At 64.9% G+C, this 15,454-nt stretch carries 13 protein-coding genes, 1 pseudogene and 1 riboswitch; of the genes and pseudogenes, 9 read left to right on the forward strand and 5 right to left on the reverse strand.

Features of this window, described 5'->3' with window-relative positions; translation table 11 throughout:
* The 7 genes from PMN64_RS36735 to uca all read left to right on the forward strand — a co-directional run.
* Nucleotides 1–1,787, forward strand: a 1,787-nt coding sequence (locus tag PMN64_RS36735; protein WP_411784271.1) for a peptidoglycan-binding protein, incomplete at its 5' end; no start/stop codon positions are given.
* A gap of 344 nt (nucleotides 1,788–2,131) precedes the next feature.
* A riboswitch (guanidine-I (ykkC/yxkD leader) is annotated at nucleotides 2,132–2,242 on the forward strand.
* A 78-nt stretch (nucleotides 2,243–2,320) separates the two neighbouring features.
* Nucleotides 2,321–3,394: a putative urea ABC transporter substrate-binding protein gene (locus PMN64_RS36740; protein WP_411784272.1), complete on the forward strand. Its 1,074-nt coding sequence runs from the start codon at nucleotides 2,321–2,323 to the stop codon at nucleotides 3,392–3,394.
* A 32-nt stretch (nucleotides 3,395–3,426) separates the two neighbouring features.
* A complete protein-coding gene (locus tag PMN64_RS36745) occupies nucleotides 3,427–4,245 on the forward strand; it encodes an ABC transporter permease (protein ID WP_411784273.1) in 819 nt (272 codons plus the stop codon).
* Nucleotides 4,242–5,075, forward strand: a complete 834-nt coding sequence (locus tag PMN64_RS36750) for an ABC transporter ATP-binding protein (RefSeq protein ID WP_411784274.1) — start codon at nucleotides 4,242–4,244, stop codon at nucleotides 5,073–5,075. The genes PMN64_RS36745 and PMN64_RS36750 overlap by 4 nt, the downstream gene beginning before the upstream one ends.
* The gene (locus tag PMN64_RS36755; RefSeq protein ID WP_411784275.1) at nucleotides 5,072–5,917 is read left to right on the forward strand and encodes an urea amidolyase associated protein UAAP1; all 846 of its coding nucleotides are present in this window, start codon (nucleotides 5,072–5,074) and stop codon (nucleotides 5,915–5,917) included. Before PMN64_RS36750 ends, PMN64_RS36755 begins: the two co-directional genes overlap by 4 nt.
* Nucleotides 5,914–6,567 (forward strand): urea amidolyase associated protein UAAP2, encoded by a 654-nt coding sequence (locus tag PMN64_RS36760; protein WP_411784276.1) that lies wholly within the window; start codon nucleotides 5,914–5,916, stop codon nucleotides 6,565–6,567. Before PMN64_RS36755 ends, PMN64_RS36760 begins: the two co-directional genes overlap by 4 nt.
* Nucleotides 6,568–6,570: 3 nt before the next feature.
* On the forward strand, nucleotides 6,571–10,113 hold the full coding sequence (uca, locus tag PMN64_RS36765; RefSeq protein ID WP_411784277.1) for an urea carboxylase: 3,543 nt from the start codon (nucleotides 6,571–6,573) through the stop codon (nucleotides 10,111–10,113).
* Here the strand turns inward: uca and PMN64_RS36770 are convergent.
* The gene (locus tag PMN64_RS36770; RefSeq protein WP_411784278.1) at nucleotides 10,110–10,346 is read right to left on the reverse strand and encodes a hypothetical protein; all 237 of its coding nucleotides are present in this window, start codon (nucleotides 10,344–10,346) and stop codon (nucleotides 10,110–10,112) included. The two genes, uca and PMN64_RS36770, sit on opposite strands and share 4 nt — an antisense overlap.
* A gap of 369 nt (nucleotides 10,347–10,715) precedes the next feature.
* On the opposite strand from PMN64_RS36770, the gene PMN64_RS36775 reads away from it, so the two are divergent.
* A complete protein-coding gene (locus PMN64_RS36775) occupies nucleotides 10,716–11,762 on the forward strand; it encodes an AraC family transcriptional regulator ligand-binding domain-containing protein (protein WP_411784279.1) in 1,047 nt (348 codons plus the stop codon).
* 290 nt (nucleotides 11,763–12,052) lie between these two features.
* Here the strand turns inward: PMN64_RS36775 and PMN64_RS36780 are convergent.
* The 4 genes and pseudogenes from PMN64_RS36780 to PMN64_RS36795 form a co-directional block, all read right to left on the reverse strand.
* Nucleotides 12,053–12,282 (reverse strand): annotated as a pseudogene (locus tag PMN64_RS36780) (ABC transporter ATP-binding protein); the annotation flags it as partial.
* A gap of 5 nt (nucleotides 12,283–12,287) precedes the next feature.
* Nucleotides 12,288–13,199, reverse strand: coding sequence for a 4-hydroxybenzoate octaprenyltransferase (gene ubiA / locus PMN64_RS36785; protein ID WP_411784280.1), 912 nt, complete (start codon nucleotides 13,197–13,199; stop codon nucleotides 12,288–12,290).
* Between the two features lie 41 nt (nucleotides 13,200–13,240).
* The gene (locus PMN64_RS36790) at nucleotides 13,241–13,762 is read right to left on the reverse strand and encodes a DUF2867 domain-containing protein (protein WP_411784281.1); all 522 of its coding nucleotides are present in this window, start codon (nucleotides 13,760–13,762) and stop codon (nucleotides 13,241–13,243) included.
* Between the two features lie 85 nt (nucleotides 13,763–13,847).
* Complete coding sequence (locus PMN64_RS36795) at nucleotides 13,848–14,357, reverse strand: NuoB/complex I 20 kDa subunit family protein (RefSeq protein WP_411784282.1); 510 nt, start codon at nucleotides 14,355–14,357, stop codon at nucleotides 13,848–13,850.
* A 132-nt stretch (nucleotides 14,358–14,489) separates the two neighbouring features.
* On the opposite strand from PMN64_RS36795, the gene PMN64_RS36800 reads away from it, so the two are divergent.
* On the forward strand, nucleotides 14,490–15,386 hold the full coding sequence (locus PMN64_RS36800; protein ID WP_411784283.1) for a helix-turn-helix domain-containing protein: 897 nt from the start codon (nucleotides 14,490–14,492) through the stop codon (nucleotides 15,384–15,386).
* Nucleotides 15,387–15,454 lie beyond the last annotated feature (68 nt).

Raw genomic sequence — 15,454 nt, forward strand, 5'->3', positions numbered from 1 at the left:
CCTCCTCCTTCGTCGGTTCGCTGGTCGCGGTGCTGCTGATCACCTTCCTGGCGCCGACGAGGGCGTCGGGTGCGCTGCGGTGCGGGGCTGCGGTCGTCGGCGCGGGCGGGGGCGGTAGCGAACACGGCCGCTCCGCAGGCTCGCCGGCCGGCAGTTCCGGCGGCGCAATGCATGGCAGTCCCGGGGCATCGCGAAGCGAAGGGCGAAGCGAAGGCATGACGGCCGGTCGCGGCCAGGGTGGCGCACGAGAAAGCCAGGGCGCACGAGAGAGCGGCAGGGCTGAAGGACAGATGGGCCGCGGTGCGGCCGAGCGCAGCCAGACCACCGGCCAGGCCCGCGAGAGCGGCCGCGCCGAGCAGGGTCAGCGCAGCCAGAGCAAGCAAGACCAGAGCAAGCAAGAGCAGACCGTCGGCCAGAGCCGAAACCAGCGCGAGCAGATGGGGCGATCTGAATCCCGCGAACGCGCCAGCGCCACGACGCGGCAAAGCCAGCAGCAGGAGAATCGCGCCAACAGCGCGAACCGCAGCCAGGGCACCACGACCGGCCAAGGGACGGCTCAGGACAAGGCTCAAGGCAAGACTCAAGGCAAGGCGGACACGACGACCGGCCAGAGCACGACCACGGGCCAAGCAAAGGGCGCGAACACGACCACCGGCCAGGGCATAACGGCAGCCCCGAATACGCGAGCCGGCCAGACCACGGGCGCGGCCGCTCCGCAGTCCGGCACGACGCAAAACCGGACGAACGCCGGACAGACCACCGGTCAGGCGCAGGGACAAGCCGGGACAACCGCTCAGACCCAGGCCCAGTCGAACGCCACGGTCCAGACCGAGGCAGGGCGCACCGTGACCGCGCAGCAGCAGAGCACGATCCAGCGCTCGGTGCTGTCGGCGCGTAATGCACCGCGCGTCAATGTCAGCACGATCAACTTCGCGGTCAATCCGGGCGTGGTGGTGCCGCGGAGGTTCAACGCCGTGTCAGTCGCCGCTTTCCCGGCGCTGATCGATGCGTTCCCCTATTATCGCGACGACAGCTTCTTCGTCGTCGAGGATGAAGTCGTGTTCCTCGATCGCGAGCGCCGTGTCGTCGACGTCGTCCCGGTCGGACCGCGGACGCGCTTCAGCCATCGCGGCGGCGGCAGTGGTGGCGGTAGCGTTGCGATGATGGACCTGAACCCGCAGCAGATCCGCGAGGTGCAGCAGGTGCTGATCGACCGCGGCCTGCTGGTCGGCGAGGCTGACGGCGTATTGGGATCGCGGACTCGCGAGGCGCTGATCACCTTCCAGCGTCGAGAGGGCATCACGACCAGCGGCAGCGTCGACACGCGCACGGTGACCGCACTCGGCCTGTCGGATCGGATCGGTCAGGGCGCGGGCGCGTCGTCGACGGTCGGCCAGAGCCGCACCCAGCAGAACACGACCGGACAGACGACCGGACAGACCAACAACGCGCCGCAGAACCAGTCGACCGGCCAGACCGGCGCTCAGCAGCCTGCCCAGCAGAATACGACCGGGCAGACCACGGGTCAGGCGAACTCGCCGCAGAACCAGTCGACAACCGGCCAAGGCAGCGGCAACCAGCCGTCCGCTCAGCAGCAGGCTCCGCAGCAGAATACGACGGGCCAGGCTGTACCGCAGAACCAGTCGACCGTCGGTCAGGGCAGCGGCAACCAGCCAAATGCCGGCCGGGATGCGCAGTCCAGCCAGCCCAGCCAGAACAACAATCCGCCGTCGTCAGGCTCAGGCCAAAGCCCACAGACGCCGGCGCAAAACTCCGATCGGAAATAGGATCCGTAATAGAATCCTTGGACAGGAGCCCCGCTGCAGAGCGGGGCTCTTTTTGCGATCTTGCGATCAGCCTTTCACGTCGGACTTCGGCACCAGGCCGAACCGGCCGTGCAGCCCGCGCCAGAGGCCGGCGCACAGAATGCTCAGAAGCTTGCGCATCGAACTCCCCTCGACATCAGCCATCGTGTGATCCTGCTGACGCCGGTGGCGAAAGGACAGAGCCAATTCTGAGCAGGTCTGCGCAATCTTTAAGCAAGGCGCCGTCGCCGCGGCGCAGTGCGTGCGAAAAAATCTCATGAGATTCAATTGCCGGTCGGCTGGCACGCCTCGTGCATCAATGGCGTCGAGTTGGCCGCTAGGGTTCCGACCTTGCAACGCAAGGTGCTGGTCCGAGAGCAGCCGCTTGCGGGGGAGACATCCCCGCAGGTGCACGGCGGGATAAAAGCCCGGGAGACCTCGTCAGCCAAGGGATTGGCGGAGCGATGGTCTTTTCGCCAGTCCCTTTTTGTGAAATTTCGCAAGAGGGATCGGCAATGAACAAATTCGTTTTCTTCCTTCGCTCTGTTGTCATCGGATGCGCGGTCGTGCTGGCGGCTGCGCCTGCGGCCGACGCCGCGCCGAAGAAAAGCTTCAAGGTCGCCTGGTCGATCTATGTCGGGTGGATGCCGTGGGGTTATGCGGCCGACACCGGCATCGTGAAGAAATGGGCCGACAAATACGGCATCGCGATCGAGGTCAAGCAGTTCAACGACTACGTCGAATCGATCAACCAGTACACCGCCGGCGGCTATGATGCCGTCACCATCACCAACATGGACGCGCTTTCGATTCCGGCAGCCGGCGGCGTCGACACGACAGCGGTCGTGATGGGCGATTTCTCCAACGGCAACGATGCGGTGATCCTCAAGAACAAGTCCGGTCTCGCTGACATCAAGGGGCAGACGGTCAACCTGGTCGAGTTCTCGGTGTCGCATTATCTGCTGGCGCGCGCGCTCGAGACCAGCAAGCTGAGCGAGAAGGACGTCAAGGTCGTCAACACCTCCGACGCCGACATCGCGGCCGCCTACAAGACGCCTGACGTCAGCGCGGTGGTGACCTGGAATCCGATCGTGACGGAAATCCTCGGCTCGCCCGATGCGAAGAAAGTGTTCGATTCCTCGCAGATCCCCGGCGAGATCATGGACCTGATGGTGGTGAACACCGCGGTCGCGAAAGACAATCCGGATTTCGCCAAGGCGCTGGTCGGCATCTGGTACGAGACGCTGTCGAAAATGACGGCGAACGATGCCGCGGCGAAGGCCGCCAAGGAAGCGATGGCCAAGGCCTCCGGCACCGACCTTGCCGGCTTCGACAGCCAGCTCTCGACCACAAAACTGTTCGACAAGGCGACCGATGCCGAAGCCTTCACGCGCAGCCAGACGGTCGGCGCGACCATGGATCGCGTGCGCAAATTCCTGTTCGAGAAGGACCTGCTTGGCAAGGGCGCGAAGTCGGCCGACGCGGTCGGCATCGAGCTCGCCGACAAGTCGGTGCTGGGCGACAAGGCGAACGTCAAGCTGCGCTTCGACCCGACCTACATGGACGAAGCCGCCAAGGGCAAGCTGTGACCATGTAGTGCCGCATCAGACAGGAGCCGACCATGCGACTTGTGAACATACGGCCGGGACGGCAGACGCGGTTCTATCTGCTCGCGCTGCCGTTCCTGTTGGTCGCAATCGCCTACTTCGCCGGCTCCAGCGCGCGGCTCGCGCAAAACCCCAACGACAAGCTGCTGCCGGCGCTGCCGAGCATGGTGCAGGCGGTCAAGCAGATGGCGTTCGAGGTCGACCCGCGTACCGGCGGTTATCTGATGGCCTCCGACACCGTCGCCAGCCTGGGGCGGCTGGGCTCGGCGCTGGCGATCTCGACGGTGGCGGCGCTGGTGCTCGGCATCGTGATCGGGCTGTTGCCGGGCGCCAATGCCCTGCTCGGTCCATTCGTGTCCGTCACCTCGATGGTGCCGCCGCTGGCGCTGTTGCCGATCCTGTTCATCGTGATGGGGCTCGGGGAGAATTCCAAGATTGCGCTGATCGTGATCGGGACGTTGCCCTGCATGATCCGCGATCTCGCCATGAAGGTGCAGGAGCTGCCGCGCGAGCAGATCGTCAAGGCACAGACGCTCGGCGCCTCGACCTGGCAGATCGCGCTACGCGTCGCGATGCCGCAAACCCTGCCACGGCTGATCGACGTGCTGCGCCTGCAGCTCGGGCCGGCGTGGCTGTTCTTGATCGCAGCCGAGGCGATCGCATCCGATTCCGGGCTCGGCTACCGGATCTTCCTGGTCCGCCGTTATCTCGCGATGGACGTCATCATCCCGTACGTCGCCTGGATCACGCTGCTGGCGTTCCTGATCGATGTCGGCCTGCGCGTCACGCAGCGGAAACTGTTTCCGTGGTTTGCCTCGGTGAGGGCGGAATGAGCGCGATCCGTTTCGACGACGTGTGGAAGGAATATGGCGACCATATCGTGCTCGAGCGCATCACGATGGAGGTCGAGCCGCGCGCCTTCATCGCGCTGGTCGGCCCGTCCGGCTGCGGCAAGACCACGCTGCTGCGCATGCTGCTCGGCGAGGAGCAGCCGACCCGCGGGCAGATCCTGGTCGACGGCAAGCCGTTGCCCGGCGAGCCGGACGCCGACCGCGGCGTGGTGTTCCAGCGCTACTCGGTGTTTCCGCATCTCACAGTGCTGCAGAACGTCATGCTCGGCCGCGAACTGCGCGACGCCAAATTCACCGGCCGGCTGTTCGGCGCCGCGCGCCGCGCCGCCGCCGACGAAGCGATGAAGCTGCTCGCCGAGGTCGGGCTCGCCGGCCAGGAGAGTAAATATCCGTCCGCCTTGTCGGGCGGCATGCAGCAGCGGCTCGCGCTGGCGCAGGCGATCATGCGCGGCCCGAAGATCCTGCTGCTCGACGAGCCGTTCGGCGCGCTCGATCCGGGTATCCGTGCCGACATTCATCTTCTGATGAAGCGGCTCTGGAACGAGACCCATCTCACCGTCGTGATGGTGACGCATGACCTCAGCGAGGCCTTCGGGCTCGCGACGCGCGTGATCGCGCTGGAGCGACAACGCAACCGGCCCGAAGAGCGCGACCGCTACGGCGCCACCGTGTCGCGCGACCTCGAGATCTTCCCACGCCGCAGCGCGGAGCTGCGGTCGTCGGTTCAACCAGCTCCGACCGGGACGACCCGGTCAGGCAAGGAGCATCAGCCGGGACGGCCCGGCGCTCTCGTCTTGAAGGAGCAACCATGATCCTGTCAGAGGAACAAAAGGCCGAGATCGCCGCGCATACCCGGCGGTATAACGAGCTGAAGGCGGCGGGGCAGGAGCACGCGCCGCGGGCACTGCCGGCGCCGACTGCGCGCGACGCCGCGCCGATCGATCCCGACACGGTCATTCACCGTGAGACGATCCCGTCCGGCTGGTACTGGACCACGCGGCTGAACCGCGGCGATACGCTGCGCATCGTCAATACGTCGGGGACGTCGACCGTCAGCCTGCTCGCCTGGAACAGCGCCGACTCCACCGAGCGGCTCAACCACGCCGACACCATCAAGGTGCAGTGGGCGGCGCGGCTGCAGAAGGGACGGGTGCTGTTGTCCGACATGGGGCGCGCGCTGCTCGGCATCACCGAGGACAGCAGCGCCGCGCATGATGCTGTGGTCGGCGGCTCGACCGCGGCGACCAACCTGGCCAAATACGGCGAAGGCAATTTCCGCAACACGCGCGACAATTTCATTCTCGCCGCGGCCAAGCTTGGCCTTGATCGCCGCGACGTGCATCCCTGCGTCAGCTTCTTCGCACCGGTCGCGATCGACGCCGACGGCAAGTTTGTCTGGTCGGAGCAGCGGCGGCAGAAGGGCGATTTCGTCGATCTGCGCGCGGAGATGGGCCTTCTGATCGCGCTGTCGAACTGCCCGCATCCGCTCGATCCCGCGAAAGCCTATCCGCAGGCGGGCGTGGAGATCGTGCGCTATCGCGCGGCCGCGCCGGCGGCCGACGATCTGTGCCGGACCGCCACCGCGGAAGCGGTCCGCGCCTACGAGAACAACGCGCTGTATCTCGGCGAAACCCTGGAAGGAGCCGTGCGATGACCGCGCAATCTGTTCGCACTGGCGGTCGCATCGTTCTCGATGTCGAAATTCCCGCGCGCAAGCCGTGGTCGGCGATCATCCGCAAAGGGCAGACGCTGCGGATCACCGATAGCTATGGCCAGCAGGCGGTTGACACGCTGTTCTATTGCGCCGGTGATTTCGGCGAGCGCTACAGCGGGCAGGATACGCTGCGCGCGCAGGGCTCGGCCTATGTCGGGCTCGGCACCAGGATCATGTCCAACGAAGGCCGCGTGATGCTGCGCGTGACGGCGGATAGTTGCGGTCTGCACGACACCTCGGCGGGCGCCTGCTCCTGCGAGAGCAACACCGTGCGGTTCGGGCACCAGACCCGCTATCAGCACGCCTGCCGCGAGAATTTCGTGATCGAAGCCGCGAAATACGGCATGTCGAAGCGCGACATTGTGCCGAATCTGAACTTCTTCATGAACGTGCCGATCGATCCCGCTGGCAATTTCACCGTGGTCGACGGCGTCTCCAGGCCCGGCGACGCCATCGAGCTGGTCGCCGAGATGGACGTGCTGTGCCTGATCTCGAACTGTCCGCAGATCAACAATCCCTGCAACGGATTCTTCCCGACGCCGGTCCAGGTCACGATCTTCGATGCGACGATCGTCGAGCCGGAGGCGTGAGGCATGTTCAGCAAGGTCCTGATTGCCAACCGCGGCGAGATCGCCGGGCGGATCGGCAGAACATTGCGCCGCATGGGCATCGGCTCGGTCGCGGTCTATTCCGACGCCGACCGCTTCACCCGGCCGGTGCTCGACGCCGACGAGGCGGTGCGGATCGGTCCGGCGCCCGCCGCGGAGAGCTACCTCAATGTCGATGCGATCATGGCGGCGTGCCTCGCGACCGGTGCGCAGGCGGTGCATCCCGGCTACGGCTTCCTGTCGGAGAACCGCCGCTTTGCCGAGCGGCTCTCCGGGCACGGCGTCAAATTCATCGGGCCGCGGCCGGAGCATCTCGACGCCTTCGGCCTCAAGCACCGCGCGCGTGAGATTGCCGAACGCAGCGGCGTGCCATTGTTGCCGGGCTCCGGGCTGCTGGAGACCATCGACGAGGCGGTGCAGCAGGCGAAAGCGATCGGCTTCCCGGTGATGCTGAAGAGCACGGCGGGCGGTGGCGGCATCGGGATGCAGCTGTGCCACGACATGGCGACGCTGCGCGAGCGTTTCGAATCGGTGCAGCGCACGGCGCGGGCAAGCTTCGGCGATGCCCGGGTCTATCTCGAACGGTTCGTCGCCCGGGCCCGCCATATCGAGGTGCAGATCTTCGGCAACGGCAAGGGCGGCGTGGTCGCGCTCGGCGAACGCGATTGCTCGCTGCAGCGGCGCAACCAGAAGGTCTTTGAGGAGACGCCCGCGCCGGGGCTGTCGGCCGACATCCGCCGGCGGCTGCATGCGGCCGCGGTGTCGCTCGGCAAGGCCGTGTCGTACGAGTCCGCCGGCACGGTGGAGTTCATCTACGACGTCGAGCGTGAGGATTTCTACTTCCTCGAGGTGAACACCCGTCTCCAAGTCGAGCATCCCGTCACCGAGCAGGTCACCGGCGTCGACCTCGTCGAATGGATGATCCGGCAGGCGGCAGGCGAGGACGTGTTCGGCCAGGCGGGCGCGCTCGCGCCTAAGGGCGCTGCGATCGAGGTGCGGCTCTATGCCGAGAATCCGGGCGCGGGCTTTCGCCCGAGCGCGGGCCGCCTGACGCAGGTCAGCTTTTCGCCGGATGCGCGGATCGACGGCTGGATCGAGACCGGCACCGAGGTGTCGCCGTTCTACGATCCGATGCTGGCCAAGATCATCGTTTCAGCCGAGACGCGCGAGGCCGCGATCGCGCGGCTTTCGCAGGCGCTGGACGATACGGTCGTCGCCGGCATCGAGACCAATCTGGACTATCTGCGCGCCATTGCAGCCTCCGACGTGTTCCGCGGCGGCCAGGTGGCAACGAGTGTGCTCGGCGCGTTCGCCTATCGCCCGCGCACCATCGACGTCGTCGCGCCGGGGGCGCAGAGCGGGGTGCAGGAATTGCCCGGCCGGCTGCATCTCTGGCATGTCGGCGTGCCGCCGAGCGGCCCGATGGACGAACGGTCGTTTCGCCTCGCCAATCGCGTGGTTGGAAATCCGGAAGTAACGACCGCGCTGGAGCTGACGGTCAACGGACCGACCTTGCGCTTCAACACCGACGCAATCGTCGCGCTCTCGGGCGCGCGGATGAAGGCGTCGCTCGACGGTGCCGATGTCGCCTGCGATGAGCCGCTCGCGGTACGTGCCGGCCAGACGCTCGTGATCGGCAGCATCAAGGGCCCGGGCCAGCGCACCTACCTCGCCGTGCGCGGCGGCATCGACGTGCCTGAAATTCTCGGGTCGCGGGCGGTGTTTGCGCTCGGCGCCTTCGGCGGCCATGCGACAGGATCGCTGAAGGCGGGCGACGTGCTGCATATCGGCGCCGAGCCATCGGGCCTTGCGGCGCCGCGGCGCGCCACGGAGGACGAGCGGCCACCGCTCACATCGGCCTGGCAGATTGGCGTCGTCTACGGCCCGCACGGCGCGCCGGACTTCTTCCTGGACGAGGATATCGAGACGCTGTTCGCGGCGAACTATGAAGTGCACTTCAACAGCGCCCGCACCGGCGTGCGGCTGATCGGGCCGAAGCCGCGCTGGGCCCGCGCCGATGGCGGCGAGGCCGGGCTGCATCCGTCGAACATCCACGACAACGCCTATGCCGTCGGCTCGATCGATTTCACCGGCGACATGCCGATCATCCTCGGCCCCGACGGACCGAGCCTCGGCGGCTTCGTCTGTCCGGCCGTCGTCGCGCGCGACGAGCTCTGGAAGGTTGGCCAGCTCCGGCCCGGCGACACCGTCCGCTTCGTGCCGGTCAAACGCGACGATCCGGTTGCCGGCCCGACAGTGCTGCGCGCGCCCGAACTTGGATCGGCGATCGTCGGTCGCAATGATGACGGCCCGATCCCGGTGGTCTATCGCCGCGCCGGCGACGACAATCTCCTGGTCGAATATGGCCCGATGGAGCTCGACATCGCGCTGCGGCTGCGCGTGCATGTGCTGGCGCAGGCGCTGGAGGAGGCGAAGCTCGGCGGCCTGATCGATCTGACGCCCGGCATCCGCTCGCTGCAGATCCATTATGACGGCACCGCGCTCTCGCGGCAAAGGCTACTCGACGTGCTGCGGCGGATCGAGCGCGAATTGCCGCCGGTCGACGCGATGCGGGTGCCGAGCCGCACCGTGCATCTGCCGCTGTCGTGGCGCGATCCGGAGGCCGAGCTTGCGATGCGCAAATATCAGGAGCTGGTGCGCGCGGATGCGCCGTGGTGTCCGTCGAATGTCGAGTTCATCCGGCGCATCAATGGCCTCGCCGGCGAGGACGATGTCCGCCGCATCGTGTTCGACGCCGACTATTTCGTGCTCGGCCTCGGCGACGTCTATCTCGGCGCGCCGGTGGCAACCCCGCTCGACCCGCGGCATCGGCTGGTGACCACGAAGTACAACCCGGCGCGGACCTGGACGCCGGAGAACGCGGTCGGGATCGGCGGCGCTTATATGTGCATCTACGGCATGGAGGGGCCGGGCGGCTATCAGCTGTTCGGCCGCACCATCCAGGTCTGGAACACCTGGCGCACCACGCGGGTGTTTGCATCAGGCCATCCCTGGCTGCTGCGGTTCTTCGACAGGATCCGCTTCTTCCCGGTCGGTGCCGACGAGCTCCTGGACGCACGCGCTGCATTCCCGCACGGGCAGTACGACATCAGGATCGAAGAGGGCGAATTCTCCTACGCCGACTACGCCAAGTCGCTGGCCGAGGCGCAGCCGTCGATCGCCGCGTTCAAGGCAACGCAGCAGGCAGCGTTCGACGCCGAGCGCCAGCGCTGGCGCGAGATGAAGCTCGACGAGGCGCCGGCGGAATCGGTCGATGCGAGCGTCGCCGCGACCGGTATTCCCTATGGTCAGCTAGGGGCCTTCTCGGAAGTGCCCGGCAACATCTGGAAGATCCTGGTCGAGGAGGGCGCCGAGGTCGCAGCCGGCGACACTCTCGCGATCATCGAGTCCATGAAGATGGAGATTTCGGTGCTCTCGCCCGCGGCAGGCCGCATCGCGTCGGTGCCGGTGAAGCCCGGCCAGACGCTGCGCGCGGGGGATGTCGTGGCGCTGATCCGGCCGCGCTAGTCCTTGCGATCGGCCGGCGGGACGAGTGGAGAGGGCGTCTCGCCCTCTTTCTCCGGCCGCTGCCGGCCTTGATGATCAATTGACGCGTTTTGCCTTAACATTCGATCGATCTTCATCCTTACGCGGCGTGCCGCCAGCAATCCCAGGACCGCCTGAACCGTTCCCGAGAATTTGCGATCGCCGATGGAAAACGAGTAACGCCAGGTGCCCGCAGCCTCGCCTTCAATGATCATGTAATGAATTGAACGATGAATGCCGCTATGCTGGGCACGTGTTTCTCCAACCACGACCTAGCTCATATGGCTGTTCGCTTCGGCGCCAATCGCCTGTCCCAGCGAATTTGCATGCTTGACCAAGCCCATCACGAGTTCGCCCCTGCGCGGGCCCATTGGAAGCCGACTGCCGTCGTTTAAGGCAGAAATGGAGTGGCCGCGAAGCAATCGGCTAGATGATTTGTGTCCGTTGCGTCTTGTGATCCTGGGTCTTTAAATTGCGAGATGGTGTCAGACCGGATGCCCCGAACCCATGAGCTCGTTTGACATAGGTCAAAATACGATTCCGGAAGCTCCCGACGCTGAGCCACGAACACAGTTCGGTGCCGAATGAAAACCGCCACACGCCTTGCAAGCGCCTTGCCGTCGATACCGAGCTCTGCCGGGGGGATCGCGCGTCTCACATGTGCCCGGCTGCGGGATGCGCAGGTTGATCCGGCTCCGATCGTGTCAGCTGCAGGCCTGGCAATCGATGACGTCGAGGACCGCAAGCGCCGCATCGATGCGCGAGCGCAGGTCAGGCTGCTCGAACTCGCCGCAAGGGAATTGCAGGACGACTGTTTCGGACTCCATCTGGCTCAAGGCTTCGAGCTCGGCGAGATCGGGCTTCTGTACTACGTCATGGCTTCATCGGAGCATCTCGTTGACGCCTTGCGAATCGGCGGACGCTACTGCGCGATTAACAACGAGGGTGTGCGGTTGCGGAGCTCTCTGGATCGCGGATTCGCCATCGGGTTCGAATATGTCAACATCGATCGGTCGTCGGATCGTCACCATGCGGAATTCTGGCTGGTTACGCTGATCCGTATTTGCCGCGCACTGACCGACGGCAGGCTGGTCCCGAAGCAAATCAAGCTGAGGCACTCCAGACGAGAAACGCCGTTGGATGTGCGATCTCTTCTCGGATGCGAGATCGAATTTGCAGCGGACAGGGACGAGCTCTTGTTTCCGTCCCGGATCGGCGCATTGCCCGTCGTGGGTGCGGATTTGCATCTCAACAGGATGCTGCTTCAATATGCCGACGAAGCGCTTCGTAACCGCGCATCGAGACGAAGCAGCGTGCGGTCTCGCGTCGAAGGACACATCGCCCAGTTGCTTCCGCACGGCAAAGCCAATGCCGAGGCGGTCGCGCGTCGTCTTGGCATGAGCCGGAGGACTCTCGCTCGAGCATTGTCGTCGGAGGGGGTAGGCTTTTCAGACGTTCTCGAGGCGTTTCGAACCGCCCTTGCCCGCCATTACCTCGAAGATGAGGAACTGCCGATTTCCAAAATCGCATGGCTGTTGGGCTACAGCGAGGTCTCTTCCTTCACACATGCGTTCGTCCGTTGGACCGGCCTGACGCCGAGGGCCTATCGCAGTTCGAATGGCGATCGGTGATCGGCTGACACGAGGTATCAAGTAGCTGGCACAGACTAGCAAGACCTGGCGGAGCGTCCTCCGCTAGGGCAGTCCCATGCGGTCGAACCTCCTTTCCCAGCTCGCGCGTCGCTGTCGCCGCGCTTCGGCCGAGGCCTTCGGCCCGATGACCCGAGACGACTGGCTATTCCTGGCTTCGATCATTTGTTTCCACAGTCTCTTGGTCGCGCTGGTCTGGATCGTGTTCGCGAACTGACTGATGGCGCTGCTAGGCCGACGTTCGACTGCTTTGTCGATCCGCCGGTGCCCGCCTACACCTCGAGCCATTCCTCGCGAACGGCCGCATTGCTCTTGAGCTGGTCGGGGTGCCTTCGAACACGACGCGGCCGTGGCCCATGATGTAGACCCGGTTCGAGATCTTCATCGCAATCGACAGCTTCTGCTCGACCAGGAGGATGGCGACGCCGGCCTTGGCGATCCGCGCGGTCAACTCGCCGACCTGCTGCACGATCAGCAGTGCCAGACCTTCGGTCAGCCTGTCGCCCTTCACGTTCCGCAGAATGCCGCGCAGGCCAGAAGTGCTCCGGTCAGAATATTCGACAGGAACAGCCGGAAACTCACCTCGGGCCGGGCAAGGTCCAGCTGCCAGGTCTGCCACGCAAGATGCGCGGCGATGACCAGCATTCCAGCGGCGTAGGGCGTCGACATGCCCAGCAACCAGCCCCCGATCGACCAGGCCAGGACGGTCAGGCCGTAGAACAGGCCGATGCAGGCCTTGCCGTGCCGGCCGAACAGAATTGCCGTCGATTTCAGACCAAGGCGGGTATCGTCCTTCACGTCGACATAGGCATAGACGGTATCGTAACCGATCTGCCACGTGATGGCCCCGATCCACATCAGCACGGCTCCTGCCGGGATGTGTCCTGCGATCTCGGCCCACGCCATCAGCATTCCCCAATTGAATGCCGCACCCAGCACGGCCTGCGGCCAATGGGTGACGCGCTTGCAAAACGGATAGATGAACACGAGCGGCAGAACGCAAATCGCGACCAGGCGCGCGTCGGGGGTCAGAAAGAACAGGAGGCACGCCGCAAGCGCAAGCTGAACGGCTAGAAAGACAAAGGCGTGTCGTGTGCCGATTTGACCGCTTGCCAGGGGGCGAAGGCGCGTCCGCTCGACGTGGCCGTCAAACTTGCGATCGGCAATGTCGTTGACGGCGGCACCGGCGCTTCGCATCAGCAAGGCGCCAAGGGAGAAGATCGCGAGCTGGCGCAGATCGGGGAAACCGTGCGACGCCTGGATCAACGCGGCCCAGCAGGGAAACAGCGTCAGCCATATTCCGACGGGGCGATCCAGCCTTGCCAGTCGCGTGAATGGCCGCCACGCGGACGGCAATCGGCGATCTACCCAGTCGCCCGGATGAATATCGCTCAGGTCGGGCCGGTTCACGGCAGCCATGATCTCATCCGGGTCAGACTCTCATCCGGGTCAGAGGCACGTCACAACCTCCCAGCCGTCAGCGCGTTTGCCATCAGCTTGCGGACGCCATATTTGTGGAACGGAACGACGAAGAAAAGATACACCTTGCCGGACCAATGATGGACCGTGCAGATGGTTGAGACGATCACGCTGGCTCCGTCGCCGTCGAGCACCTTGAGGACCGACAGTCTGAAATCCAGGTGCTTGTTGTTGCGGCCAGCGACGATCTCATTCTCGCCCAGCGCGAAGATCGGCCAGACGCCGATCGTGTCGCCGACGGCGTAGCGGTCCTTCACCTCGACATGGAAGATTTCGGACGCGGTCGGTGTATCCAGGCCTGCAAGGGAGGCGACCTTGTTGCGCGCGATCAGGAGCAGCTTCATCCACAATGGATGATGGGCGAAAATGCCGAAGAAGATATCGATGATGCCAAGCTCGATGCGGCTGAGCTGCGTCCGGTAGGAGTCACGGAAATAGGCCTGCTCGACAGCCTCGCGGCTGAGCAAGCCGCCGGATGGTACATCGCATTCAACAACGTTCATGCGAACTCCGAATCCAATCGTCGTTGCGCCGGCGCCGGCCGTCCGCCCAATGCCGTGCTTGCGGTGCAGGTCCGGCAACTGACATTTAGCGCTCGATGGTGCCGGTCCGTCGAATCTTTTTCTGCAACAGCATCACGCCGTAGAGCAGCGCTTCCGCCGTCGGCGGGCAGCCGGGTACGTAGATATCGACGGGCACGATGCGGTCGCAGCCGCGCACCGCCGAGTATGAATAATGATAATAGCCGCCACCGTTGGCGCACGATCCCATCGAGATCACATAGCGCGGCTCCGGCATCTGATCGTAGATCTTGCGCAGCGCGGGCGCCATCTTGTTGGTTAGCGTGCCGGCGACGATCATCAGGTCGCTCTGCCGGGGCGACGCCCGCGGGAAGCACCCGAACCGCTCCAGGTCGTAGCGCGGCATCATGACCTGCATCATCTCGACCGCACAGCAGGCAAGTCCGAACGTCACCCAATAGACCGACCCCGTGCGGGCCCACGTGATCATGTCGTCGACGGAGGTGACGAAAAATCCCTTGTCCGCAAGCTCATTGTTGATTTCAAGCAAGGACGTATCATTGCCGGCCAATTCCATCTGAGCCTGCTCTCCATGGAGGCGGGTCGTTCGACAATTCCCGATTGCTTTCAACGTGCCAGACGTCGACTGTTCCTGTATTGAACGGTTCGGACACGCTCGAACGATGCCAGGCATCCCGGAAGCGCTGCAGTGACTGCGACGACCAGCTCTCAGATCGTGTGGCCGGGTCCGTCGATTGCGGGTTGCATCTTCTGTACGATCATTCGGGATACGCGGGGCGCCGCGCTCGATCAGGCCCAACGGTTCAATTTCTTCCCGGCGGCGCCGCTCTGCTCCGTGACGTGGGTGCTCGCCGGTGACTGGCATCGGATCGATCAGCCAGACCAGATGGTGTGTCCCTGGACCGGAGCAGTGATGCCCACACTTGCTTTCTCCGGGACGCAGCTCGGGCCGGTCGTCACCTGGAACCCCGGCGAGACCTTTGCAATTACGATCGCATTCTATCCTGACGCGTTTTCTGCGATGACCGGGCTCGACTTGAGTACATTCACCGGGCGCACGGTGCCAGCGGAGCAGGTGCTGCCATCGCCGATGCTGGCGCTTTGCCGCGACTTCCTCAGTGCCGTTCAGTGCGATGGAGCCGAAACAGCGCTCGCGGTTCTCAAGGACAAGATCGCGGTCATGTGGGCAAGCGCGCGCCCCGCCGGAGCCGGGCCGATGCGATGGACCAAGGACTGGAGCAGAAGCCTCGTGGTCAGGGCCGCGCTGACCGACCTTGGGCGCAGTGCGCGGCAAATCGCTCGGCGGATTAGGTCATGGACCGGCGCCAGTCAGAGGGACCTGCAGGGCCTCGGCCATACCGAGCAGCTCTATGCCAAATTGCACGAGGCAATCCAGGACGGCGAGGTGGACTGGGCCGGCCTCGCAGCCGCGTCCGGATTTGCCGATCAGGCGCACATGATCCGACAAATGCGCCGCCACACCGGCTTCACACCGGAGCAATTGCGCAGGAGTGCGGGAAACGACGAAGCCTTCTGGGCCTACCGGCTGCTCGGGCAGTATTTCGACGAGCCGAAAGGTCAGTAGGCCGATGCAGTGCTCTGGTCGAGAAAGAGGCCTCTGGCGCGGCCGGTGCCCACCTACACCTCCAGCCA

The sequence above is a fragment of the Bradyrhizobium sp. UFLA01-814 genome, from assembly GCF_046718885.1.
Taxonomy (GTDB): Bacteria; Pseudomonadota; Alphaproteobacteria; order Rhizobiales; family Xanthobacteraceae; genus Bradyrhizobium; species Bradyrhizobium elkanii.